Annotated in this window: 13 protein-coding genes and 1 riboswitch; of the genes, 3 read left to right on the forward strand and 10 right to left on the reverse strand. The window is 34.9% G+C overall.

Going from position 1 to position 20518, the window contains the following annotated elements; genetic code table 11:
• Positions 1-108 precede the first annotated feature (108 nt).
• The gene (locus KO504_RS11950) at positions 109-1116 is read left to right on the forward strand and encodes a hypothetical protein (protein ID WP_215927132.1); all 1008 of its coding nucleotides are present in this window, start codon (positions 109-111) and stop codon (positions 1114-1116) included.
• Positions 1113-1598 (forward strand): nucleoside-triphosphatase, encoded by a 486-nt coding sequence (locus KO504_RS11955; RefSeq protein ID WP_215927133.1) that lies wholly within the window; start codon positions 1113-1115, stop codon positions 1596-1598. The genes KO504_RS11950 and KO504_RS11955 overlap by 4 nt, the downstream gene beginning before the upstream one ends.
• 151 nt (positions 1599-1749) lie before the next feature.
• Here the strand turns inward: KO504_RS11955 and KO504_RS11960 are convergent, their stop codons facing one another.
• The 10 genes from KO504_RS11960 to KO504_RS12005 form a co-directional block, all read right to left on the reverse strand.
• Positions 1750-2124 (reverse strand): hypothetical protein, encoded by a 375-nt coding sequence (locus KO504_RS11960; protein WP_215927134.1) that lies wholly within the window; start codon positions 2122-2124, stop codon positions 1750-1752.
• 229 nt (positions 2125-2353) lie between these two features.
• The gene (locus KO504_RS11965) at positions 2354-4684 is read right to left on the reverse strand and encodes a xanthine dehydrogenase molybdopterin binding subunit (RefSeq protein WP_215927135.1); all 2331 of its coding nucleotides are present in this window, start codon (positions 4682-4684) and stop codon (positions 2354-2356) included.
• Complete coding sequence (locus tag KO504_RS11970) at positions 4677-6086, reverse strand: FAD binding domain-containing protein (RefSeq protein WP_215927136.1); 1410 nt, start codon at positions 6084-6086, stop codon at positions 4677-4679. The genes KO504_RS11965 and KO504_RS11970 overlap by 8 nt, the downstream gene beginning before the upstream one ends.
• Positions 6087-6249: 163 nt before the next feature.
• The gene (locus KO504_RS11975; protein WP_215927137.1) at positions 6250-6723 is read right to left on the reverse strand and encodes a nucleoside deaminase; all 474 of its coding nucleotides are present in this window, start codon (positions 6721-6723) and stop codon (positions 6250-6252) included.
• 210 nt (positions 6724-6933) lie between these two features.
• Positions 6934-9216: a BamA/TamA family outer membrane protein gene (locus KO504_RS11980; protein ID WP_436840197.1), complete on the reverse strand. Its 2283-nt coding sequence runs from the start codon at positions 9214-9216 to the stop codon at positions 6934-6936.
• A 2-nt stretch (positions 9217-9218) separates the two neighbouring features.
• Positions 9219-14303 carry a translocation/assembly module TamB domain-containing protein gene (locus KO504_RS11985; RefSeq protein WP_252723673.1) on the reverse strand — a complete coding sequence of 1695 codons (5085 nt, stop codon included), beginning with the start codon at positions 14301-14303 and terminating at the stop codon, positions 9219-9221.
• Between the two features lie 144 nt (positions 14304-14447).
• Positions 14448-15455: an alpha/beta fold hydrolase gene (locus KO504_RS11990; protein ID WP_215927139.1), complete on the reverse strand. Its 1008-nt coding sequence runs from the start codon at positions 15453-15455 to the stop codon at positions 14448-14450.
• A gap of 9 nt (positions 15456-15464) precedes the next feature.
• On the reverse strand, positions 15465-15917 hold the full coding sequence (locus tag KO504_RS11995; RefSeq protein ID WP_215927141.1) for an OsmC family protein: 453 nt from the start codon (positions 15915-15917) through the stop codon (positions 15465-15467).
• Positions 15918-15999: 82 nt separating this feature from the next.
• Positions 16000-17298: an O-acetylhomoserine aminocarboxypropyltransferase/cysteine synthase family protein gene (locus KO504_RS12000; protein WP_215927143.1), complete on the reverse strand. Its 1299-nt coding sequence runs from the start codon at positions 17296-17298 to the stop codon at positions 16000-16002.
• Positions 17299-17418: 120 nt separating this feature from the next.
• A riboswitch (SAM riboswitch) is annotated at positions 17419-17542 on the reverse strand.
• A gap of 102 nt (positions 17543-17644) precedes the next feature.
• Positions 17645-19192 (reverse strand): hypothetical protein, encoded by a 1548-nt coding sequence (locus KO504_RS12005; protein WP_215927436.1) that lies wholly within the window; start codon positions 19190-19192, stop codon positions 17645-17647.
• Between the two features lie 148 nt (positions 19193-19340).
• Here KO504_RS12005 and KO504_RS12010 point away from each other — a divergent pair, with 148 nt between their 5' ends.
• Positions 19341-20516 (forward strand): 2-isopropylmalate synthase, encoded by a 1176-nt coding sequence (locus tag KO504_RS12010; protein WP_215927145.1) that lies wholly within the window; start codon positions 19341-19343, stop codon positions 20514-20516.
• Positions 20517-20518 lie beyond the last annotated feature (2 nt).

Genomic DNA, 20518 nt, shown 5'->3' on the forward strand with positions numbered 1-20518 from the left:
ATTGAAATAAAAGCATAGCTTTTGATGAAGATAGCGAGCGAAGCTCATTAGGGGTGTTTTTGAATAATGAAAAACTTAAAAAGATTCCCGTTTTCACGGGAAGTATGCATGAAAAACAACAAATATATCATAGAAAAACTAACAGCACTTTGGGCTTTAAACGAGTCGGGTTTAGGCGGTTTCTTGCATGTATTTAACTCACCATTTACAGGATTGATAGTAGGTGGAGTGTCCATTTTACTCATAAGTTTAATTGCCTATTATGCCGAAAATAAATGGCAAGCCATCTTAAAAGCCTTGGTGATTGTTTTAATTATTAAAATGGCAGTGAGCCCATATTCTCCATTCGGAGCTTATGTTGCGGTGAGTTTTCAAGCGGTTTTAGGAGCGGTTTTATTTTCTAATTTCTCATGGAAAGGAGCGACGATAATGGTTTTAGGCATGGTAACCTTTTTAGAATCGGCCCTTCAAAAATTATTAATACTAACCATTGTTTACGGAACAAACCTCTGGGAAGCCATTGATATTTATGGAGCTTGGGTTCAGAAAAAGTTAGATTTTGTTTCAGTAACGTCAACAACTTCGGTTTTAGTCACCACCTATCTTTTGGTTTATGGGATTTGCGGAATTTTAGCAGGAATTTTTATTAAAAACACCATTAAGATAATTTCAAATAAAACAGAATCAGAATTTTATCTTCATCTTGAAACAAATAAACTTGATAAGAAAACCAAAAAAGTAGCTTTTAAAACGAAAGTCATTTGGGTGTGGTTAAGCACTGTTGCGGTTATGGTTTTAGCCTTTTCAATATTTGGAGATCCGCTTTTGGGGTGGCAAAAAGCCATTTATATTGTATTGAGAAGTTTCTTGATTTTAATGCTTTGGTATTTAGTAATTGGTCCTTTTTTGTTGAAAGTGGTTCAGAAGTATCTTCGAAAAAAAGAATCTAAATATCAAGAGGATATTGCGAATGCGATGGACTTGTTTCCGTATTTCCGTCAAATTATTGCATTTACATGGAAAGACACAAAACACTTAAAAGGTTATACGCGATTTCAGTATTTTATGGCGAATAGTATTTCTAATTGTATTCATTTTAAAGTGCCTTCAGAATGATATATATCCTCACAGGTGCTATACAAACAGGAAAAACAACGGCATTACTCGAATGGTGTAAAAACCGTGATGATGTTGATGGGGTATTGTGTCCGGATAATGCCGAAGGAAAACGCTATTTTCTGGAAGTAAAATCTAAGAATGAATTTGAACTTGAAACTGAACTTGACACTGAAGCCATCATTGAAATAGGAAACTTTAAATTTTTAAAATCGGCTTTTGAAAAAGAGAATGCTTATTTACTAGCTGTCGCTTCTGAAAACGAATCGCAGTATCTTATTATTGATGAACTTGGGAAGTTGGAATTGAAGAAAGAAGGTTTGCATTTGTCGGTAGAAAGATTGATTCCTAATTATGAAACTAATGAAAACAAGCACCTCATTCTTGTTGTTAGAGATTATTTATTGGATGCTGTTTTGGCGCATTATAGTATTTCTGAATATAAAATTCTTGAAAGGGAAGGGTTAAAATACTTAATGTAGTTTGAAAAAACACCCCTAATGAGCTTCGCTCGCTATCTTCATCAAAAGCTATGCTTTTATTTCAATAATCCTCAAGGGGACAATAGTACTAATGTTTATTTTTTGGAATGTCCCCTTGAGGGGACTTTAGGGGTGTGAAGATATAAGTGGATTATGTAAAAATAGTCTCACTCAAAGCGTAATATATCGCCATTAAAGCAGAAAAAACAGCCGATCCAAGAAACCTCCATTTCAGTTGGAATCGATTTTGAATAATATAATTTGCCATAAAAGAAATAGGAATATTTACTAAAAACGACCAAAACGCAATCTCTAAAAGGTTAAAATCAATTGCTTCAAACTGACCAGAAAATAATTTAATAAACAGTAAATGTCTGGCAATCCACAAGGGATTAAAATAGGCTATTGCTAAAATAGTTTTACTTAATGTGGCTTTAGAGCCTTTTCGAAACTGTGTCGTTTTTACAATCCAATCAAAATAATTAGGGATTTCAAACGCATAAAAAGTAGCGCCAATGAACATCATGCCTAGTAAGCGATACCAGATGAATTCACCAAGTAAAAGAGCAGCAATAGTATCACCAGCACTGTAAATTAGTGCGCCTTTAAGGATGTTTTGTTTTTTGTAATGTAGTGCGATAAGGCGTTTATTTATTGTGATTATTTACACCCCTAAAGTCCCCTCAAGGGGACAATAGTACCAATGTTTATTTTTGGGAATGTCCCCTTGAGGGGACTTTAGGGGTGTTCTTTGTTCATTTTTTATTTTCATACAACCCCATCAAAACCTTTTCAGGTGTCATCGGTGCATGAAATTCTAAATCATAATTAGAATTAAAAGCCTTTATTGCATTTTGAAGCGCAAAATAAGCGCCAATACCATACATTAATGGTGGCTCACCAACGGCTTTCGATTTTAGAATAGCCATGTCGTTTCCTTCGGTTTCTACAGGAATCACTTCCACACGTTTTGGTACAGAAAATATATCAGGTACTTTATAGGTTGATAGTGCATTCGATAATAATTTACCATCATCATTATAGGCGATTTCTTCCAAAGTCATCCAACCGATACCTTGTATTAAAGCACCTTCTACCTGACCCAAATCAATACCTTCACTCATGCTTTTTCCGTAATCGTGCACAATTTTAACGGAGTCAAATTCGTAAGTACCACGCGTGCAATCTACAGTCACCGTTGTAATCGCTGTGCCGTATACGTGATAAGCAAAAGGATGTCCTTTTTCTTTGGTTTTATCAAAGTGAATTTCTGGTGTGGCGTAATGGGAGTTTTCAGTTAAAGCGACACGTTTTAACATGGCACTACTGATGAGTTCTGCCCATGATAATTCTGATTTTTTATCATTTATAAAGACAGATTCATTTTTTAAAGTAATGTCCTTTTCTGATACATTTAAATCTTCCGAAGCCACTAGTTTTAAACGTTCCACCAAAGCATTACAAGCCATTAAGGTGGCTTTTCCGTTTAAATCTGCCGTAGAACTCGCAGCAGAAGGTGAGGTGTTTGCTACTCTGGTAGTATTGGTCGTTTCAATCTTAATTTTTTCAATAGGAATCGAAAATACATCCGCAGCAATCTGCATCATTTTAGTATTCACACCTTGACCCATTTCTACAGCCGCTGTACTTATGCCGACACTACCATCTAAATAAATATGAACCAAAGCACGTGCATGATTCATTGGTGTATTGGTAAACGAAATACCAAAGGTAATTGGCATAAACGAAAGCCCTTTTTTGAAGGCTGTATTATTTTTGTTGAAATCAGCAATTTCTTGTTCTAAAGCATCACTATTAAATATGTTTTTAGCAGAATGCCATGTGTTTTTGGCTTCTACTTTTTTAGCAATTTGTCCGTAAGAGAACGTGTCATTTTCATCTAGTAAATTCGCTTCCTGAATTTGTCTAGCTGAAACCCCAATTTCAGAAGCCGCTTTGGCAATTGCAGATTCAATTACAAACATACCTTGTGGTCCACCAAAACCTCTAAAGGCCGTATTTGGTGGCAAATTGGTTTTGCAACTCAATACTTTTGTGGTCACATTTGGTACGTAATAACTGTTGGTGGCATGAAATAAGGTGCGCTCAGCAATCGCAGGTGATAAATCTGCAGCAGCACCAGAATTTTGTAAAAATTCGGTTTGGTAAGCTAAAATTTTTAAGTCCTTAGATAATCCAATTTTATAGGTGCTTTCATAAGGATGACGCTTCCCTGTCATGCGTAAATCATCATGACGGTTCAGTATTAATTTCACCGATTGATTTAAATGATAAGTCGCTAAAGCAGCCATAACTGCCCAAGGTGTGGCTTGATCTTCTTTTCCACCAAACCCACCACCAAGACGTGTGACATCGACTTCAATTTTATGCATTGCTAATCCTAGAACTCTAGCTGTTGTGGCTTGTACAGCTGTTGGACCTTGCGTAGATGAAGTGATTTTTATATTGCCATTTTCCATTGGTTCAGCGTAAGCTCCTTGTGCTTCAATATATAAATGTTCTTGTCCGTTGGAAAAGGTTTCTCCTTCAAAAACATAGTCACAGTCTGCAAATGCTTTTTCAGTATCACCTAAACTAAAAGAGCGTGGTGCGTTGATAAAACTACCTTTTGCTTTGGCTTCTTTTGCTGTGGTGATGACTGGTAAATCTTCAATTTCAATCTCGATTAAATCTCTTGCTTTTCGTGCAATAAATTCTGATTCGGCAACGATTAAAGCAATTGGCATGCCCCAAAAGTGGACTTCGTCTTCTGCAAATAACGGTTCGTCTGCAATGATGCCTCCAATTTCATTTTCGCCAGGAACATCTTTGTAGGTAAAAATACGTTCGACACCTTCCAAAGCTTCTGCTTTAGAATAATCGATATGTTTTATTTTGCCGTGTGCTTTTGGTGAATCAAATACGACTGCGTGAAAGGTGCCTTGTCTAATATTAACATCATCAACATACAAGGATTCACCACGAACATGCGTATAAGAATCTAAGTTTTTAATGCTTTGTTTTAATGATTTTGAAACCGCATCTAATTTAGTGTCGCGAACTGTATTTGTCTTGTTATTATGCATACTGAACAAAATCGTTTAAGGTGAAATGATTGGGGAACAACTCCGTAAAATGTGCGAAAAATAATTGTCTTGCGAGTAAACGCTTATAGTCGCTAGTCCCACGAACATCACTAATTGGACTAATTTCCTTTTGAAGCATCTCGTTAGCTTCTAATATCGTTTCTGAAGTCAGTGTTTTTCCTGTTAAAAATGCTGAGGTATCGTGTAAATATTTCGGAATAGCAGCAACACCGCCCAGAGACACATGCGCTTCTGCAATGGTACCATTTTCAACGGATAAATGTATCGCTGAATTGACACTTGCAATATCCAAATGGGTGCGTTTACAAACTTTTTCAAAATTGAAAAAGGACTGCGCTGTTGGTAACTTAAAGTTGATGGCTTTTAGAAGTTCATCATCTTTTAAGTCGTAAGTTTTATAACCTTGATAAAAGTTATTTAGTGCAACACTACGCTCTTCGTCTTTTTTATTGGTAATTGTAAGATCACTATTAAGTGCTAAGAAAAATATGGTCATATCTCCAATAGGCGAAGCATTGGCGATGTTTCCACCTAAGGATGCCATATTTCTAATTTGTTCAGAAGAGACTAGTTTTAAGTGTTTTCTTAAATTGGGTAAAATGCTGTTTAATTCTTTGTGATTCCATAAATCAGAAACGGTAGAGTTGGTTCCAATAGTGCAAATTAAGTTTTCAATTGAAATACCTTTTAGATACTCTTTTTCAGCAATGAGATGCACGTCGTTACCTGCTAAATGATCTGCTTTCTGGACGTATAAATCCGTTCCGCCAGAAACATATTTTCCTTTAGGTTGATTTAAATCTTTAGCTTCAATATCTTTTAAACGTTGTGGAATGCTTTCGAAATATTCTGGAATAAATCCATTGTCAATTAACCATTTAAAAGAATTTTTTTCTTGATGCTCTAGTTTTTTAACCACTTGATGAGCGGCTTTTTCAATGGCTTTATAACCTGTGCACCTACAAATGTTTCCACTAATAGCGTCAATGGCATTACTATAATTTTTATCTGAATTTGATAATGCAAAGCCAGTTAAAGCGACCACAAAACCAGGTGTGCAAAATCCGCATTGGGTAGCGTAATTGGTTTTCATGGCTTCTTGAGCTGTGGTGAGTGTGTCTTTTAGATTGGTGCCTTCAACCGTTACAATATGTTTGCCATGTGCGTTTCCTAATGGTGAAATACATGAGGTGATACTTTGGTATTCCATCGTATCGTCGTTTAGTGTACCGACCAAAAGAGTGCAAGCACCACAATCGCCTTCACGACAACCAATTTTGGTGCCAGTTAAGCGTTGTTGGTAACGTACAAAATCCAATAACGTCATACCAGAATGCTCCGATGTTTTAATGGTTTTGTTATTTAGGATGAAGGTGATCATGTTAGTTATTTCAATTATAAATGAATTAAAAATGTAACGATAGTGTCACTTTGAGCGAAATTTCCTTTTCGGAATTTTCTATCGAGAAGCTTTTTTTGTGACAAAAGTTCTCGATACATTTCGACCCAATAGTCGAAACACTCGAACTGACGTATTGGATTGTTTAGTATTCTGTCTTATCTTCTTTTTTAGTCCATTCCTGAAATGGCTCTAAAGCAATCTCACGAGCTAATTGTTCAAAAGGAATGCTACGTTCTGAATATGGTAATGGAATTTCTTTGTAAATAAATTCATCATCAAAGCCAATATTTGCAGCGTCTACTTGGTTACTTCCATAATATACTTTGTCTGGTCTCGCCCAATAAATGGCGCCTAAACACATAGGGCAAGGTTCGCAAGAGGTGTAAATTTCGCAACCATCTAGTTGAAAAGAATCTAGGTTTTTACAAGCGTCTCTAATTGCTGTAACTTCAGCATGAGCTGTTGGGTCGTTAGTAGAGGTAACTTTGTTATTTCCGCGTCCTACAATTTTTCCGTCTTTAACAACGACACAGCCAAATGGTCCGCCTTCGTTGTTGTTCATTCCTTTTAAAGCTGCGTTTACAGCTTCTTTCATGAATTGTTCTTTATTGTTCATATATAATTTGTGTCTATTTTTAGTTTTGAATAAAGGTATTAAAATTTTGATAATAGAATGAAAACTGATTCAATTTAAGAGCTAAGAGCTAAGAGCTAAGAGCTAAGAGCTAAGAGCTAAGAGTCAATAGTTGTGAGTCGTGAGTCAAGATGTATTGTGAATTTAAAATTTCAGTTTCAGTTTTAGTTTCGAGTTCAACTTCAACTTCATTTAAAACGAATAGCCAATAGCGAAGTTAAGCACAGGTTCGTCATATTTAAAATCGTAGCGTTTTCCTGGTGCTAATGAAGGATCGTGAAAAGGTGCAGCCAAATCGAAACGAATAACAAAACCTTGTACATCAATATGCAACCCAAATCCGGCTCCCATACCTAATTCATTTATGAAGTTAGAGGTGAATTTATCTTCACCATCAAACACAGAATTGGCTTTAGAGTTCCAGACATTTCCAGCATCGGCAAATACCGCACCTTTAAAATATGAAACTATAGGAAAACGATATTCTACATTGGCTTCTAGTCTAATATTTCCGGTTTGATCCCAATAGGTTACGTCGTCGTTATTACTATCGTCATTGTAAGTTCCTGGTCCTAAAGAGCGCGTTTTAAAAGCTCTAACACTATAAGGTCCACCTGAAAAGTATTGCTTTACATACGGAATAACATCCGAGTTTCCATAAGGTAAGCCGTAGCCAGCGAATAATCGTGTTGCTAAGGTTTGTGCTCTGTCTTTACCGAAATTAAGATGGAATCTTAAATCCAAATCGGCTTTAGCATATTGCGCATATTGCAATCCTAAAAATTCTTTAGGTTCGCCAGAAGTGGCTTCTTTTCCTAGTAAACTAATTGAATTACCTGCAACATCTAAAGTTGTGTTTAGGTAAAACTGATTAGGATCGTTGGCATCTACCATTTCGTTATAAGTAAATGAAAAGGTCATACCTGAAATAAATTGCTGATCGAAACTTTGTTGTAAGTATGAATTTTCGTCTAAAATAGCTTCAAATTCAGCAGTGGTATTTGAAAGTCTAGTGTAGCTTACGGAAATAGGATTAAACTGATAGGTTATAAATCTATTAGCATTCCAAGAGTAGCCAAACTGTCCAGTTCCTGAAAGTAAAGTATATAGTTGACTTCGACTCAAATAATTAAGTCCAACACTTGTCTTTGTTTTTGGGATAGAATATTTAAAGAAATCTGTATTGATTTTTACAGGAAATAAAACACGAGGAAAAATGAGTTCCGTTGTTAGACCCAATTCTATACTGCTAAGTCCTGTGTTGTTGCCACTGATAAATTGCGATTCGTAACCAACATTTGTACTAATGTTAAACGTTTCACCACCTTTAAAAACATTTCGATTACTGTAGGTTAGTGCTAAATGAGGTCCTGTGTAATTATTGGATTTGGTGACGGCTTGCAATTCGGCACGGACGGCACGTTTAGTTAATGGTGATAAAAAAATATTGGTTTCAAGAATCCCTAAACTGTCTGTGAGTAGCGAATCAACTTCTTTATATTGAATGTTAACATATTTATACGTACCAATTTTTGATAAACGTCTGGCGGTATTTTTAGAATTTTCAGGACTGTAGAAATCTCCTTCATTTAGTGTAATAAATTCATCGAGATATTTAGGTTTTATAAATAGTGTATCTTGTATGTAATTCTTATTGTTGAACCGTTCTGTTTTGGCGTATGTGGAATCTTGTAAGTCGTAATTAGCAAATACATTTATCTTTGAAATACGGTAAGGAATAGTCGCTTTTTTAGGAACTTCGACTTTCAATTTCAAAAATAAATCGAAGCGTTTATTGTCGTATTGATTAGTGTCTGCTTCAAAAATAAAAAAATCGGGATTGAGGTTATAATAGCCTTTTTTCTTTAGTTGCGCATCAATACGTTGTCGTTCTAATTTCATATTAGACAAATCGAAACGCATGCTTTTTTGAAATGGGGATTTATCAGTTTCCTTTTTTACATCTTCATAGAGTGGTAACGGCATAGAATCGATCTGGAAACCCTCCATTTTATAAGGTTCTGTGATTTTTAATGTATAATTAATGGACGCCTCAATCTCTTTTTCTTCAAAAGCGGAAGTTGCAGTGCTATAGAAAAATCCTTTATTTTCTAGGCGATTTCTTAGTACGTCTTCAATCTCAAAAGGTTCGACGCTAGATTGATAAATAGGTTTTTCTCCTATTTGTTTGTATAGCCATCTGTTGAGGAACCCTGGGTTTTTCTTTTGCATTTTGTAATAATAATACAAGCCTAAATGCATTCCCAAGAACTTAGAATTTGGTTCAGGTCTTAAAATGGTTTCTAATTCTGTTTTTAGTTCTTCTTCATTTTTTATAATCGAATCCGATTCAATTTCAATTTTAGCACCAGTATATAAACGTTCGCCTTCAGGAATGTGTTTTTTTATACTACAGGAGTATAAAATCATTCCGAAGAAAATAAAAGAGATACTATGTTTTAAGATTCTTTTCAAGTTTAATTGGTTTTCTGTTCCATGCTTTCGTCCGTTGCTTCTTGCTGTTTTTCTTGAGTTTCTTTCTCGGCTTCGGATTTTGCTTTCTTTTCTTTTTTAGAGCGTAAAATAGCATCCCAAAGTTCGCTAAATTGGTTGAATTCTTTTGTAAATATTAAACTAATACCACTCACTATGGTTTGGCCATCTATTACATTTTCAAATTCACTTTTTCTAAAACCCTTTAGTCGGTATCTGCCGTCTTCTGTTAATGCATATTCTAAGCTTACATTACCAATTACGGGTGTTTCCTCATCAGTGCTACTGCTGCCTTGTATATCAACGTCACTACCAACACTAACCGTTAATCTGTCGTTAAACAATTTTTTCTTTGCTGCGATTTCTAACTCGGTACGGTCGGTTGGTGAATCGCCTTGATAATCGGTGTAGCTGTTAAGTCCAAAATCGAGTTCGATACCAGTACTACCTAATACTTTATCAGAAAATGTATTCAGCTGATCGGATACCGCATCATTTAAATTGTCTCTTGCAATAGTGGCAAAGCCTCCATCGCTACCATCACTACCAGAATCTGGATAAAAACGATTGAGCACTAAAAGTGAAAAGACTTGGCGATTCAATTCTCCTTCTTGCTGGTTGACTTGTTGTACTCTCGAATATACTTGTCCGCTAATGGCACCTTGCTCTTCTTCCGGCATATCTAAACCAAATGAAATTTTTGGTTGTAATAATTCGCCATCAATATTGAGGTAGACATTAAAAGGTAAAACTTCTTGGTATTTGCTTTTTACGGATGAATCTGCACCAGAAATTTGCGATGCCATCAATCCGTAAGCTGAAGTTTCTAAATTGTATATGGCGCGTATATCTAGTTTCGCATCAAACGGATCGCCAGACCAAGTGACACGACTGCCTTGAGCAATTAAGAATTTTCGATTCACTAAATTGTAAAGGTTCAGTTCGTAATGGCCTTCTGAAATTTCATAAGCACCAGTAAGTGTGATTCTTCCGTTGGGTTTCATGGTGAACACAAAATCACCTTCGCCTGAAATTTTAAAATTATCTCCGGTTTCCTCATCTATAATTATAGTGACTGCTGCGTTTTTTCCAACGTTGAATAACACCCTAATATCAAAGCCTTTTATCGTAGCGGTTTGTTCTTTAGTTTGGGTGAGAATAGCATCTCGATTTTCACGATTAACAAATACAACAACTCCATCGCGTTCCTCCACACTGGCTACTGATGATGGTAGTATATAAGTGAGATCGGTATCGGAACCTAAAGTAAGTTTGGCATCTAATTTTGGGATTTGTAAATCGCCAGTTAGTTTTGCATTGGCGTCAAAAGTGACCTTGCCGTAAAATTCTTCGTTATCTTCTTTTGTAGCGTTTAAGACTTGAAAATTTGTAGTGTTTACACTTAAATCGAAGGTTGGATTGATGAAACTCTCGGTACCAACCCTACCAGAAAGCACTAAGGCGTTATTGTTTTCATCACGAATGGTGAAATCTTTCATTGAAAGTCCTTCATTATTGATGTTTAGCGTTTCTTTAGCCATGCTAAATTTAGTGTTCAATTTAGCGACATTGAAACCAGCATTATTAAATGTTATGGAACCATCATATTTTAAATCTGATGTTGAACCTGTAACTTTAAAAGCACCAGAAAAACTACCGTCAGCATCTTTAATTTCACCCATAGATAAGGTGTTGAGTGCTTGTATTTTGAATTCGTTGATATTAAAATCGAGATCGAGATTTGCTATGTTATTAGTAACAGTGTAATCGCCAACGAGATCAAAATCAATATCACCACCTTTTAGTCCAGCATTAAAAGCATAACTATTATCGTCCAATGAATTTCCATTCACGCTTAAAGTCCCTAAATCGGTTTTAAGCATGTTTAATTGTTCAATACTTAAATCGGCTAAAATACCAGCATTGGTAAACGGATCTTCAAGAATAAAATTACCATTTAGTTGTCCGGTTGCTAATTCGGCTTCTGGGTTTAGGTAATTAAAGACCGCGTTGATATCAAAATTCTCGAATTCAATAGCAATATGTTCTTTCGAAATTTGCTCTAATTTGTCCGTAAGCGCGATAGATTGATTGTTTTGGTTGATTTTAAAGTTATTAAATTCGAGATGCTTATCGGTTAAGAGGATTTCATTGTCTTCAGGAATTAACCATTTCTCTTTATTGAGAATTAAGCTATCCGGATTTACTGTAAATCTTAAACGCTCTCTGCTGCCAGTGATTTTGGTGTTGACATTCATGAGCTGCTCTCCTTGATGATAGCCCAAAAAGTTGAGTGCTAATTCGTTGTTGGTTTGGTGGCCAGTTATGATGGTTTTAGGCACATCTAACGGACCAGCAGTGATATTTTTAAAACCTAGATTAAAATTGAAATTTTCTTTGTCTGTATCCATAGAAAAAGCAAGACTGTCCAGTTTATTGCCACTATAATTAATATGTGGTGCTGTAATATTTGCTTGTAGTTGTCGTGCTTTTTCGTTAAAATCTACAGCCACGTTAATGGTGTCTAAACCTTGAACATTAACTAAGAAGACGTCATTCAGTAAAGGGGATTGCGAAATTTTACCTTTAAGGTTTAGGTTTACAAAATCACTAATTGTGTCTGAGACATTTTCATCCCTATAAAAATAACTTAAAACGTGGCGTTTAATCGCTTTACTAAACGTTTGAGGATTGGTATTTGACTTTAAATCAAGATCTAAAATGTTGTTTTTAAAAGAAACCGAAGTCGTGTCTGTATCCACATGAGCAAAGGCTTTAATATCACCTATTAAATAACTTCTATTGTCATACACAACAACACCGTTGTTAATGTTAGCGCTAGCATCGTAGGTTTCATTATTACCTTTAAAATCTACAGTGACATTCATGGCCGTTTTAATATTACGACTCATTACACCAAGCGCTTCTAGGTTGGCTCCAATAACGTTAATTTTAACTTTAGCTTCAGGTGAAATAGAATCTAAAACCACAAAAGCATCTAGGTTGGCATTGAGATTACTGTCTTTATATTGCGACTGAATATTTCCTGTCCCGTTTTTAATATCACCATTAAGATGAAGATCTTTTATGGCATAATTATTAAGTTGAAATTCAGAAATAGTAGCATCTAAAATGGCATCGAGTGTGTTGATGTTGTTTCCGCTTCCTTCAGATGTAAGGGTAAGACTTAGTGTCCCAAATTGCGGATTGTTAAGCAATTCATTTACTTTATAATCTTCAATTGCAACAGTAGCGTTAAACGCAATTTTATCTCCGTTTTTAAAGCTGCCATTAATAGTCGCAAGGCCTTGAGAACTTGTTAGTTTTGCTTTTGCTGAAATGTCTTGTGGGTTACCTTTGAGTTGTGCCACAAATTTCACGTCATTTGGAAAGCTAATTCCTAAGTCTTCCTCATTTACAAATTGAATTAAATCAGAGCGTTTTGTAATTGCTGAAAACTGTGGAATATCAAATTGAAGTGTTTCAGGATTGGTGACGTTTTGAAGTGTTCCTTTAGTGGAAATTTTTGTTGAATTTCCCCAGTTAAGTTCCGCTTTATTCAAATTAATTGATGCTAAAGTTCCGGAAGCATTTAGTTTTCCTAAAACTAGTTTTTTGCTTAATTTATTGAGGTATTCGTTATTTTTTAAATCAGGTTGAAATTTGAAAATCTCTGTCAATGAGAGTTGAAAAGCTGGCAGGTTTAAGTTGACTTTAGTGGTTTCGGGCGTTTCTATTAATTTTGAAAGTGACTGATACTCTAAATGCGCATCACCTGAAATTGAATTGTTATTTAATTTGAGTTGTAAATCATCCAAACGCATATTTTCGTCTGTAGCGTTAAAATTAACAGCGAGTTGATTAAGGCTTAATCCTGAAAATTCATTAAAATTCAATTGCTCTAAATCTAGTGTCGCTTTTTTATCTTTTAAAGAAATATCTTTCGCTTGAAGCGTAAAATTTGAAAGTGCGATGGCATTCGGGTTGAAAATGTCTTGTTTTGGTTTTGCGTTACCTACACTATAATTAATGTGATTGTTTTCAAAATCAATGGACGCAATATTAATTGTTAGTTGCGGCCATTCAAACGTCGTGATGTCCGTTTTTACTTCTTCAGTAACTACCTCTATTTTTTGTGTTAAGCCATTAATTTCAGCATCTGTGGTTAAGCTGATTTTAGAATTTTTAAGCGTGATATTTTTAAGATTGAAATCACTAGCCGCTAAATTTATAAGTGGTGATTCTGTAGCGAATTCTGAAATGTCAACATCTGCAATCAAACGGTCAGGTTGCGATTCGTAATAAGCAACGACATTATTTAGCGCAATAGTTTCAAAAGCTAATTTCGGTAAAGGAGTGTTTGAAGTTGTGGTGTTAATCGCAACCGGTTTTTGGATAAACTTGATATTAGCATCATTAAGTTCAATAGTTGAAGCATCAAAAATCATGTCTTCAATATTGGTGGTTTTCATATTAGCTTTCAACTTGCCAATTATAAACCTTGAATCAATGCCTGCAACCGCATCATCAAAAACAATATCAAAATTATTGAAATTTAAGTTGCCTAAAACTAAATTAAGTGGAGTAGAAGTGGTGTCTGTTGCAACGGTTGTAGTGTCAGTTGAAGCAAACGCATCAATTAGAAATTGAAAGTTATAACCTTCAATACTATCTTTTCTAATTACATTGGCACGTAAACCATCCCAATCTAAAGCGTCTACTCCGATGCCATTACCGCTTATAATTTTAATTAGAGGGATGTTAGCTTCCAATGATTTTGAATAAACTAAGGTGTCTCCTTTTTTGTCTTCGAGATATAAACCATCGAGTTGTATATCACCGTCAAACGTAATAAAGAGTTTTTCTATGGCAACTTTTGTTCCTGTTTTATCTGAAACGAAGCTAACGGCTTTGTTCACAATGATACCTTGTCCCCAAGGGCTACGAACAAAAAGAATCACCAAAAATAAAAACACAAGAATTCCTAACAGTACGCGTAAGGTTCTGCGCAACCAACGAAATTTTCGTTTTCTTGGTATTTGGGGTGCTGTGTCTTCTGTTTTGTTCAATACGTAAAAATATACGAGTAAAAGTATTACAATTGTCGTTATTGCTAATAATATTAACGCTCATACTTTAATTTTGGCTAAAATTATAACGTAAAAAAGCCAAACAGGTCGTTTGGCTTTATATTTATAAAATGTAAGTATGTTCTACGCAACTTGCTGTACTAATTTATCCTTTGATTTCAATGCTGTCGAAAAAATAGGTTTCAAAAAGCGAGCTAATTGGTCAAATTCTATTAAAAAAGCATCGTGGCCGTGTACGGATTTAATTTCATGAATATGAACGTTGTCTTTCACACCTTTTAAATCCACATAAGTATTCCAATTTTCATCTGCTTTAAAGAACAAATCAGAATTAATGGTGATGATATGAATATCACTTTCAATATTTGACGCAACTTCTAAAAAATCAGTTCTATTTCTCGTAATATCTATAGTACGCAAAATCTGATTCATCAGTTTATAAGCCGCAACCTGAAAACGATTGTCAAGTGCATTTCCATGATAACTCAACCAAGATTCAATATTGTAAAGGGCATCGTTTTTCTTAGTACGTTCAAATTTTTGTGTTAACGATTCTGGTGTGCGATATAAAGTCATGGCATGCATTCTAGCATCCACTAGTGGTTGTGAAGAATTATTCAATATCGCATCTTGAATGTGGCAATTCGCAATGACCCAATCCGTCGATTTCCAGTCGGTCGCAATAGGAATTAAATGTTGAATTAATTGGGGTTTTAATGCGGCTAATTCCCATGCAATTCCGCCGCCAACAGAACCACCTATAACGGCAAATAAATTTTCGATTTCTAATTGTTCTATAGCCAAAGCAAATAGTTTGGCTATATCTCTTGCTGTAAAATCTTTATAATTTTCAATGCAGTTATCTGCAATATTATCGTAGCCATTACCAAGAATATTAAAGGCTAAAATAGTATAATCATTAGTGTCAATACATTTGTCGTCTCCAATAATATCATTCCACCAGCCGTCTTCTCCAACCACATTTGAGTTTCCGGTTAGGGCGTGGTTGACTAAAATTATGGGTGCAGAATGTAATGCTTTACCAAAAGTTTGGTAAGACAATTTAGGATTGATTGTCTTACCACTTTCAGTAACGTAATTAGTTAGGGTTATGTAGTGTAAATGTGCCATTACAAATATTTATATAGCTGTATATTCTTTTTCTACGGAAATTTTTAAAGGTGTCTTGTTCTGTAAATTATCTTTTACAGGACAACGTTCTTCAACAATTTGAAGCCATTTCGTTAAAACTTCAATACTGGCATCGGTCTCTGGAATAAGGTTGAGATTAATGGTTTTAAAGCCTGCACGTTCTTTGGTAGATGTCCCTAAAAACCGATCTGGATTTAATTCGCCTGTTACTTCAATCTTTAAATTTTTAATTGTAAAACCTAATTCCTTAGCTACCAGATGTCCAACAACATTGGCGCAACCAGCAAAGCCTGCTAAAATGTATTCTACAGGATTGGCATCTTCATCTGTGCCACCTAAAGCTTCAGGTTCATCTACAACTAAAGTAAATTGTCTTGTTTTTCCTATAAATTGGGTTGCAGAAGTACTGTCTCCTACAACGGAGAATTTTAAATCACTCATGTTTTTTGTCTTTTTAGTGTTGAATACTATAAAACAGATGTCTTTACAATTAAAGACATCCATTTTACTTCACAATTTAAATTTAATTTTGAAGGGCTTTTTTCTGTTTAACAACAGCAAAAGTTTCTTTTAAATCATCTTTTAAATCTTCTATGTTTTCAATACCAACAGACAAACGAATTAAATCTTTAGTAACACCTGTGGTTTCTTGCGCTTCATCACTTAATTGTTGATGTGTTGTACTTGCAGGATGAATGATGAGTGATTTTGTGTCTCCAATATTGGCTAATAATGAGAATAGTTTGGTTGTGTCAGCAATGGTTTTTGCTGCTTCGTAGCCACCATCCACTCCAAAAGTGACGACTCCACTTTGGCCTTTTGGTAAATATTTTTTAGCAAGTTCTCTGTATTTGCTACTTTCAAGTCCAGGGTAATTCACCCATTTCACTTCAGGTTGAGACTCTAACCATTTTGCTAATTCAAGGGCGTTTTCACTATGTTTTAAAATACGTAGTTCTAAAGTTTCTAAACCTTGAATAATTTGAAAGGCGTTAAATGGACTTAAGGCTCCACCATAATCTCGTAGACCTTCAATTCTAATTTTTGCTATAAATGCAGCTGCTCCTATGGCTTCGCTATAGACTAAACCATGATAACCTGCAGATGGCTCTGTAAATTCTGGGAATTTTCCGTTAGTCCAATCAAATGTTCCGGCATCAATAATGATACCTCCTAGTGATGTTCCGTTTCCAGTGATATATTTGGTTAACGAATGAATAACGATGTTAGCACCATATTCTATTGGATTTAATAAGTAAGGCGTAGCCACGGTATTATCTACAATTAAAGGCACTTTGTGCGCTTTAGCTCCTTTTGAAATTGCTTCAAGATCTAAAACATCTAATTTCGGATTCCCTAAAGATTCTACAAAAAAGGCTCTTGTGTTTTCTTGTGCTGCTTTTTTAAATTCTTCTGGGTTTGACGCATCAACAAATGTTGTGGTAATACCATGTCTTGGTAAGGTGACGCTTAATAAATTGTAGGTGCCTCCATACAAACTACTCGACGCCACAATGTGGTCTCCAGCTCTTAAAAGTGTTAGTAAAGTTGTTGCAATTGCTGAGGTTCCAGAAGCCGTAGCCACTGCTGCAATTCCTCCTTCTAGCGCTGCTAATCGCTGCTCTAAAATGTCGTTTGTGGGATTGTTTAAACGTGTGTAAATAAAGCCAGGAACAGAAAGGTTAAATCGTCCGGCTGCATCATCTGAATCATTAAAGACATACGATGATGTTTGGTAAATAGGAACAGCTCTTGTTCCTGAAGTTTGTGTTGTGTCGTGACCTGCGTGCAACGCTTGTGTTGCAAATTTTTGTGTACTCATTTTTCTAAGTTTTTGAGTTAATAAATGATTAAACCAAAAGCCAAATAAGCCTCGTTAGAAGCGTACTTAATAGAAAAATATTATAAAGAAAATGCTAATTACAGATGGGTAATTAGTCTTGAGTTATCTATCCAATTTTCCGATTAATGAATCGGATAATTAAGTAGAATTTAGCACCTTCTTAGTAAATCTAAGGGTTGCTAAGGCTTCATAGGGTCATTCCCTCCACCTTTCTTGATAACATTTCAGTAAGTGTTTGAACTTTGTGAGCACAAATATTGCAACACAAAAATTAGAAATCCAAATTATTTGTAGATTTTGTGAGTTTTTTATGAATTTCGTAGAATTACGAACTTTTCTTTGCTAAATACTTAATTTGGATGATTTTGCTAACAGGTTTGTTTTCAATTTTGCTTTCTAGCCAAGAAATAATATCGAGATATAAAAAGGCACGTCGTTCGTACGGATGGTCTTCAAAAGTCTTTAGTGTTTTGTGTAATTCTTTAAACGCATTTTTAAGATCGTGTGGGTAAATATCCTGAAGTCCTCTAATGAATTTTATCATTTCTTTTTGCACTTCATGTAGGTCATTCATCTTAATTAAAAACTTGTATGTGCTTCGTAAAAGGGTTTCTAAATGGTAATCTAGTCCAGCTTCATAATGCGCTACAAGGTTTAGAACTCTCGAAAAACAGAGTAAATCTTCGCGCATCGAAAGAGTTTTGTTTGAGATAATTTTATCTAAGTATTTTATGCAAGCTTTGTTGTTGCCGGCACCAAATTGTAAACTCGCAAACTTATAATAAAAAACCATTTTATGGTGAGGGTCAATTCTGTCATTAAACGGAATTAAGTCGTTTTCAATTTTTGGAATTAGATGAAGTCCGTCTTCAAAACTACCATCAATAAAGTGTTGGTTAATGCTGTGGAAATTAGTGTATAAAAAAACTAGAGTAGCTACATTTTCATCGGTTGGAAACGTCGATTTTTGAACAGTCGCTTCAAACTCAGAGAATTTTTCTAAAAATTTTGATTTGTTACCAATGAAAAATAAGGCTTCTAAGAGGTAATTATTGCCTTTTAAAAAGAACACGGGATTCAGATTAATCATATTTGGGTTTTGATAAAATAAATCTACCCATTTTGAAGCGTATTTGTAACAATTCAAAAAATCTTGAAGCAAAAAGCTTTGCCATAAATTGGCTTTATAAAGCCATAGTTTCTCTCTAAACCCTAATTTTTCGATTTTAACTTTTGGAAGGCTTTTGTTGAAATAATTAATAACCATATTGGCTTCTTCCTCATTTCTTATATAGCCTGTTTTTAGAATAGTACTATAGAGTTGTAGTGATAAATTAGAGAGTTTACTGGCGATAAGATTAAGAGAACTCAGTTCTTTGGCTTGTACAGCTAACTCATCTGCTCGAGTATTTATACTTCGCGTAATGTATTGAGATTCAATTAATTTTTCGAGTTCTACAATCTCAAAAGCTGAATTTTTTTCTTCGTTAATAATTGCGAGCTCCTTGGCCTTATCTAAAATTTTTAAGCTTTGTTTATATAAGCCTTTGTGATACAAAATAGAAGCAAAATCGAGTTGTTCTCTAATTTGTGAGCGTACATTTTGATGTGATGGATTGAGCTTAAGACTGATTAAAATTTGCTTATATAAATGTGCTTTGACATTGGCAAGTTGTTGCTTTTTTACGATGCCACTTTTTAAAATAAAAGCTTCATTGTAGGTTTTAGCTTTGTCCAAAAGATTGAATAAATTCAAGAATTTAGAATCTGAATTTACTCCAAGTCGCCCTACGTAAAGTTTAAATTGCCGTTTTTCGGATTTTGTTAAGGACTTTACAAGTGAAAATAAATTATCTTTTTGGTCTTTAGTTATCAATAGAAAATAGATTTATAAATCTGTAAATCAGTTATTTAAATTGTATTTTGGCGACTGAACATCGTAAACTAACTATATCAATAATGTTTAAATCTAAATCAAAACATACATTCGTTAGACAATACTATAAAATATATTTTGATATATGTCAAATAACAACATACAAATCTTCGATACAACACTTCGCGATGGAGAGCAAGTTCCGGGTTGTAAACTCAACTCAGAACAAAAAGTAGTCATTGCAGAACAGTTAGATCAACTTGGGGTGGATGTGATTGAGGCAGGATTTCCGGTCTCTAGTCCAGGTGATTTTAAATCGGTAGAAGCAATTTCAAAAATTGTTAAAAATGCGACTGTTTGTGGATTAACTAGAGCCGTAGAAAATGATATAAAAGTAGCGGCAGAATCTTTAAAATATGCTAAGAAGCCAAGGATTCATACAGGAATAGGAACTTCAGATTCGCATATCCTTCATAAATTCAAATCGAACAGGGAGGCGATTATTGAGCGTGCTTTTGAAGCGGTAAAATATGCAAAATCATTTGTTGAAGATGTTGAGTTTTATGCTGAAGATGCAGGAAGAACAGATAATGAATATTTAGCAAGAGTTTGTGAAGCTGCAATTAGATCAGGAGCAACCGTATTGAATATTCCTGATACAACAGGGTATTGCTTGCCTAGTGAATATGGTGCAAAAATAAAATACTTAAAAGAAAATGTAAAAGGTATTGAAAAGGCTATTTTGTCTTGCCACTGCCATAATGATTTAGGATTAGCAACAGCAAATTCTATTGAAGGAGTTATTAGTGGAGCGCGTCAAATAGAATGTACCATAAACGGTATTGGTGAGCGTGCCGGAAACACAGCTTTAGAAGAAGTAGTGATGGTATTAAAACAACATCCTTACCTAAATTTAGACACCAATATTAATACATCGATGTTATACGGAATGAGCCAGTTGGTTAGCGATAGTATGGGGATTTATACACAACCAAACAAAGCGATTGTTGGAGCAAATGCTTTTGCGCATAGTTCTGGGATTCACCAAGATGGTGTAATAAAAAATAGAGCAACTTACGAAATTATCGATCCTAAAGATGTCGGTGTTACGGAGTCGGCTATTGTGTTAACCGCAAGAAGTGGAAGAGCAGCCTTGGCTTACAGAGCAAAAAATGTAGGTTATGAACTGACCAAATTACAGTTAGATGATGTGTATGCAAACTTTTTAAGTTTTGCAGATCGAAAGAAAGAAATCAATGATAATGATATTCATCAAATTATCGAAACGAGCAATGTGTATCAACAAATAATTTCAGCATAAGA

Origin of the sequence: Winogradskyella psychrotolerans, from assembly GCF_018860565.1 — a bacterium.
Taxonomy (GTDB): domain Bacteria; phylum Bacteroidota; class Bacteroidia; order Flavobacteriales; family Flavobacteriaceae; genus Winogradskyella; species Winogradskyella damuponensis.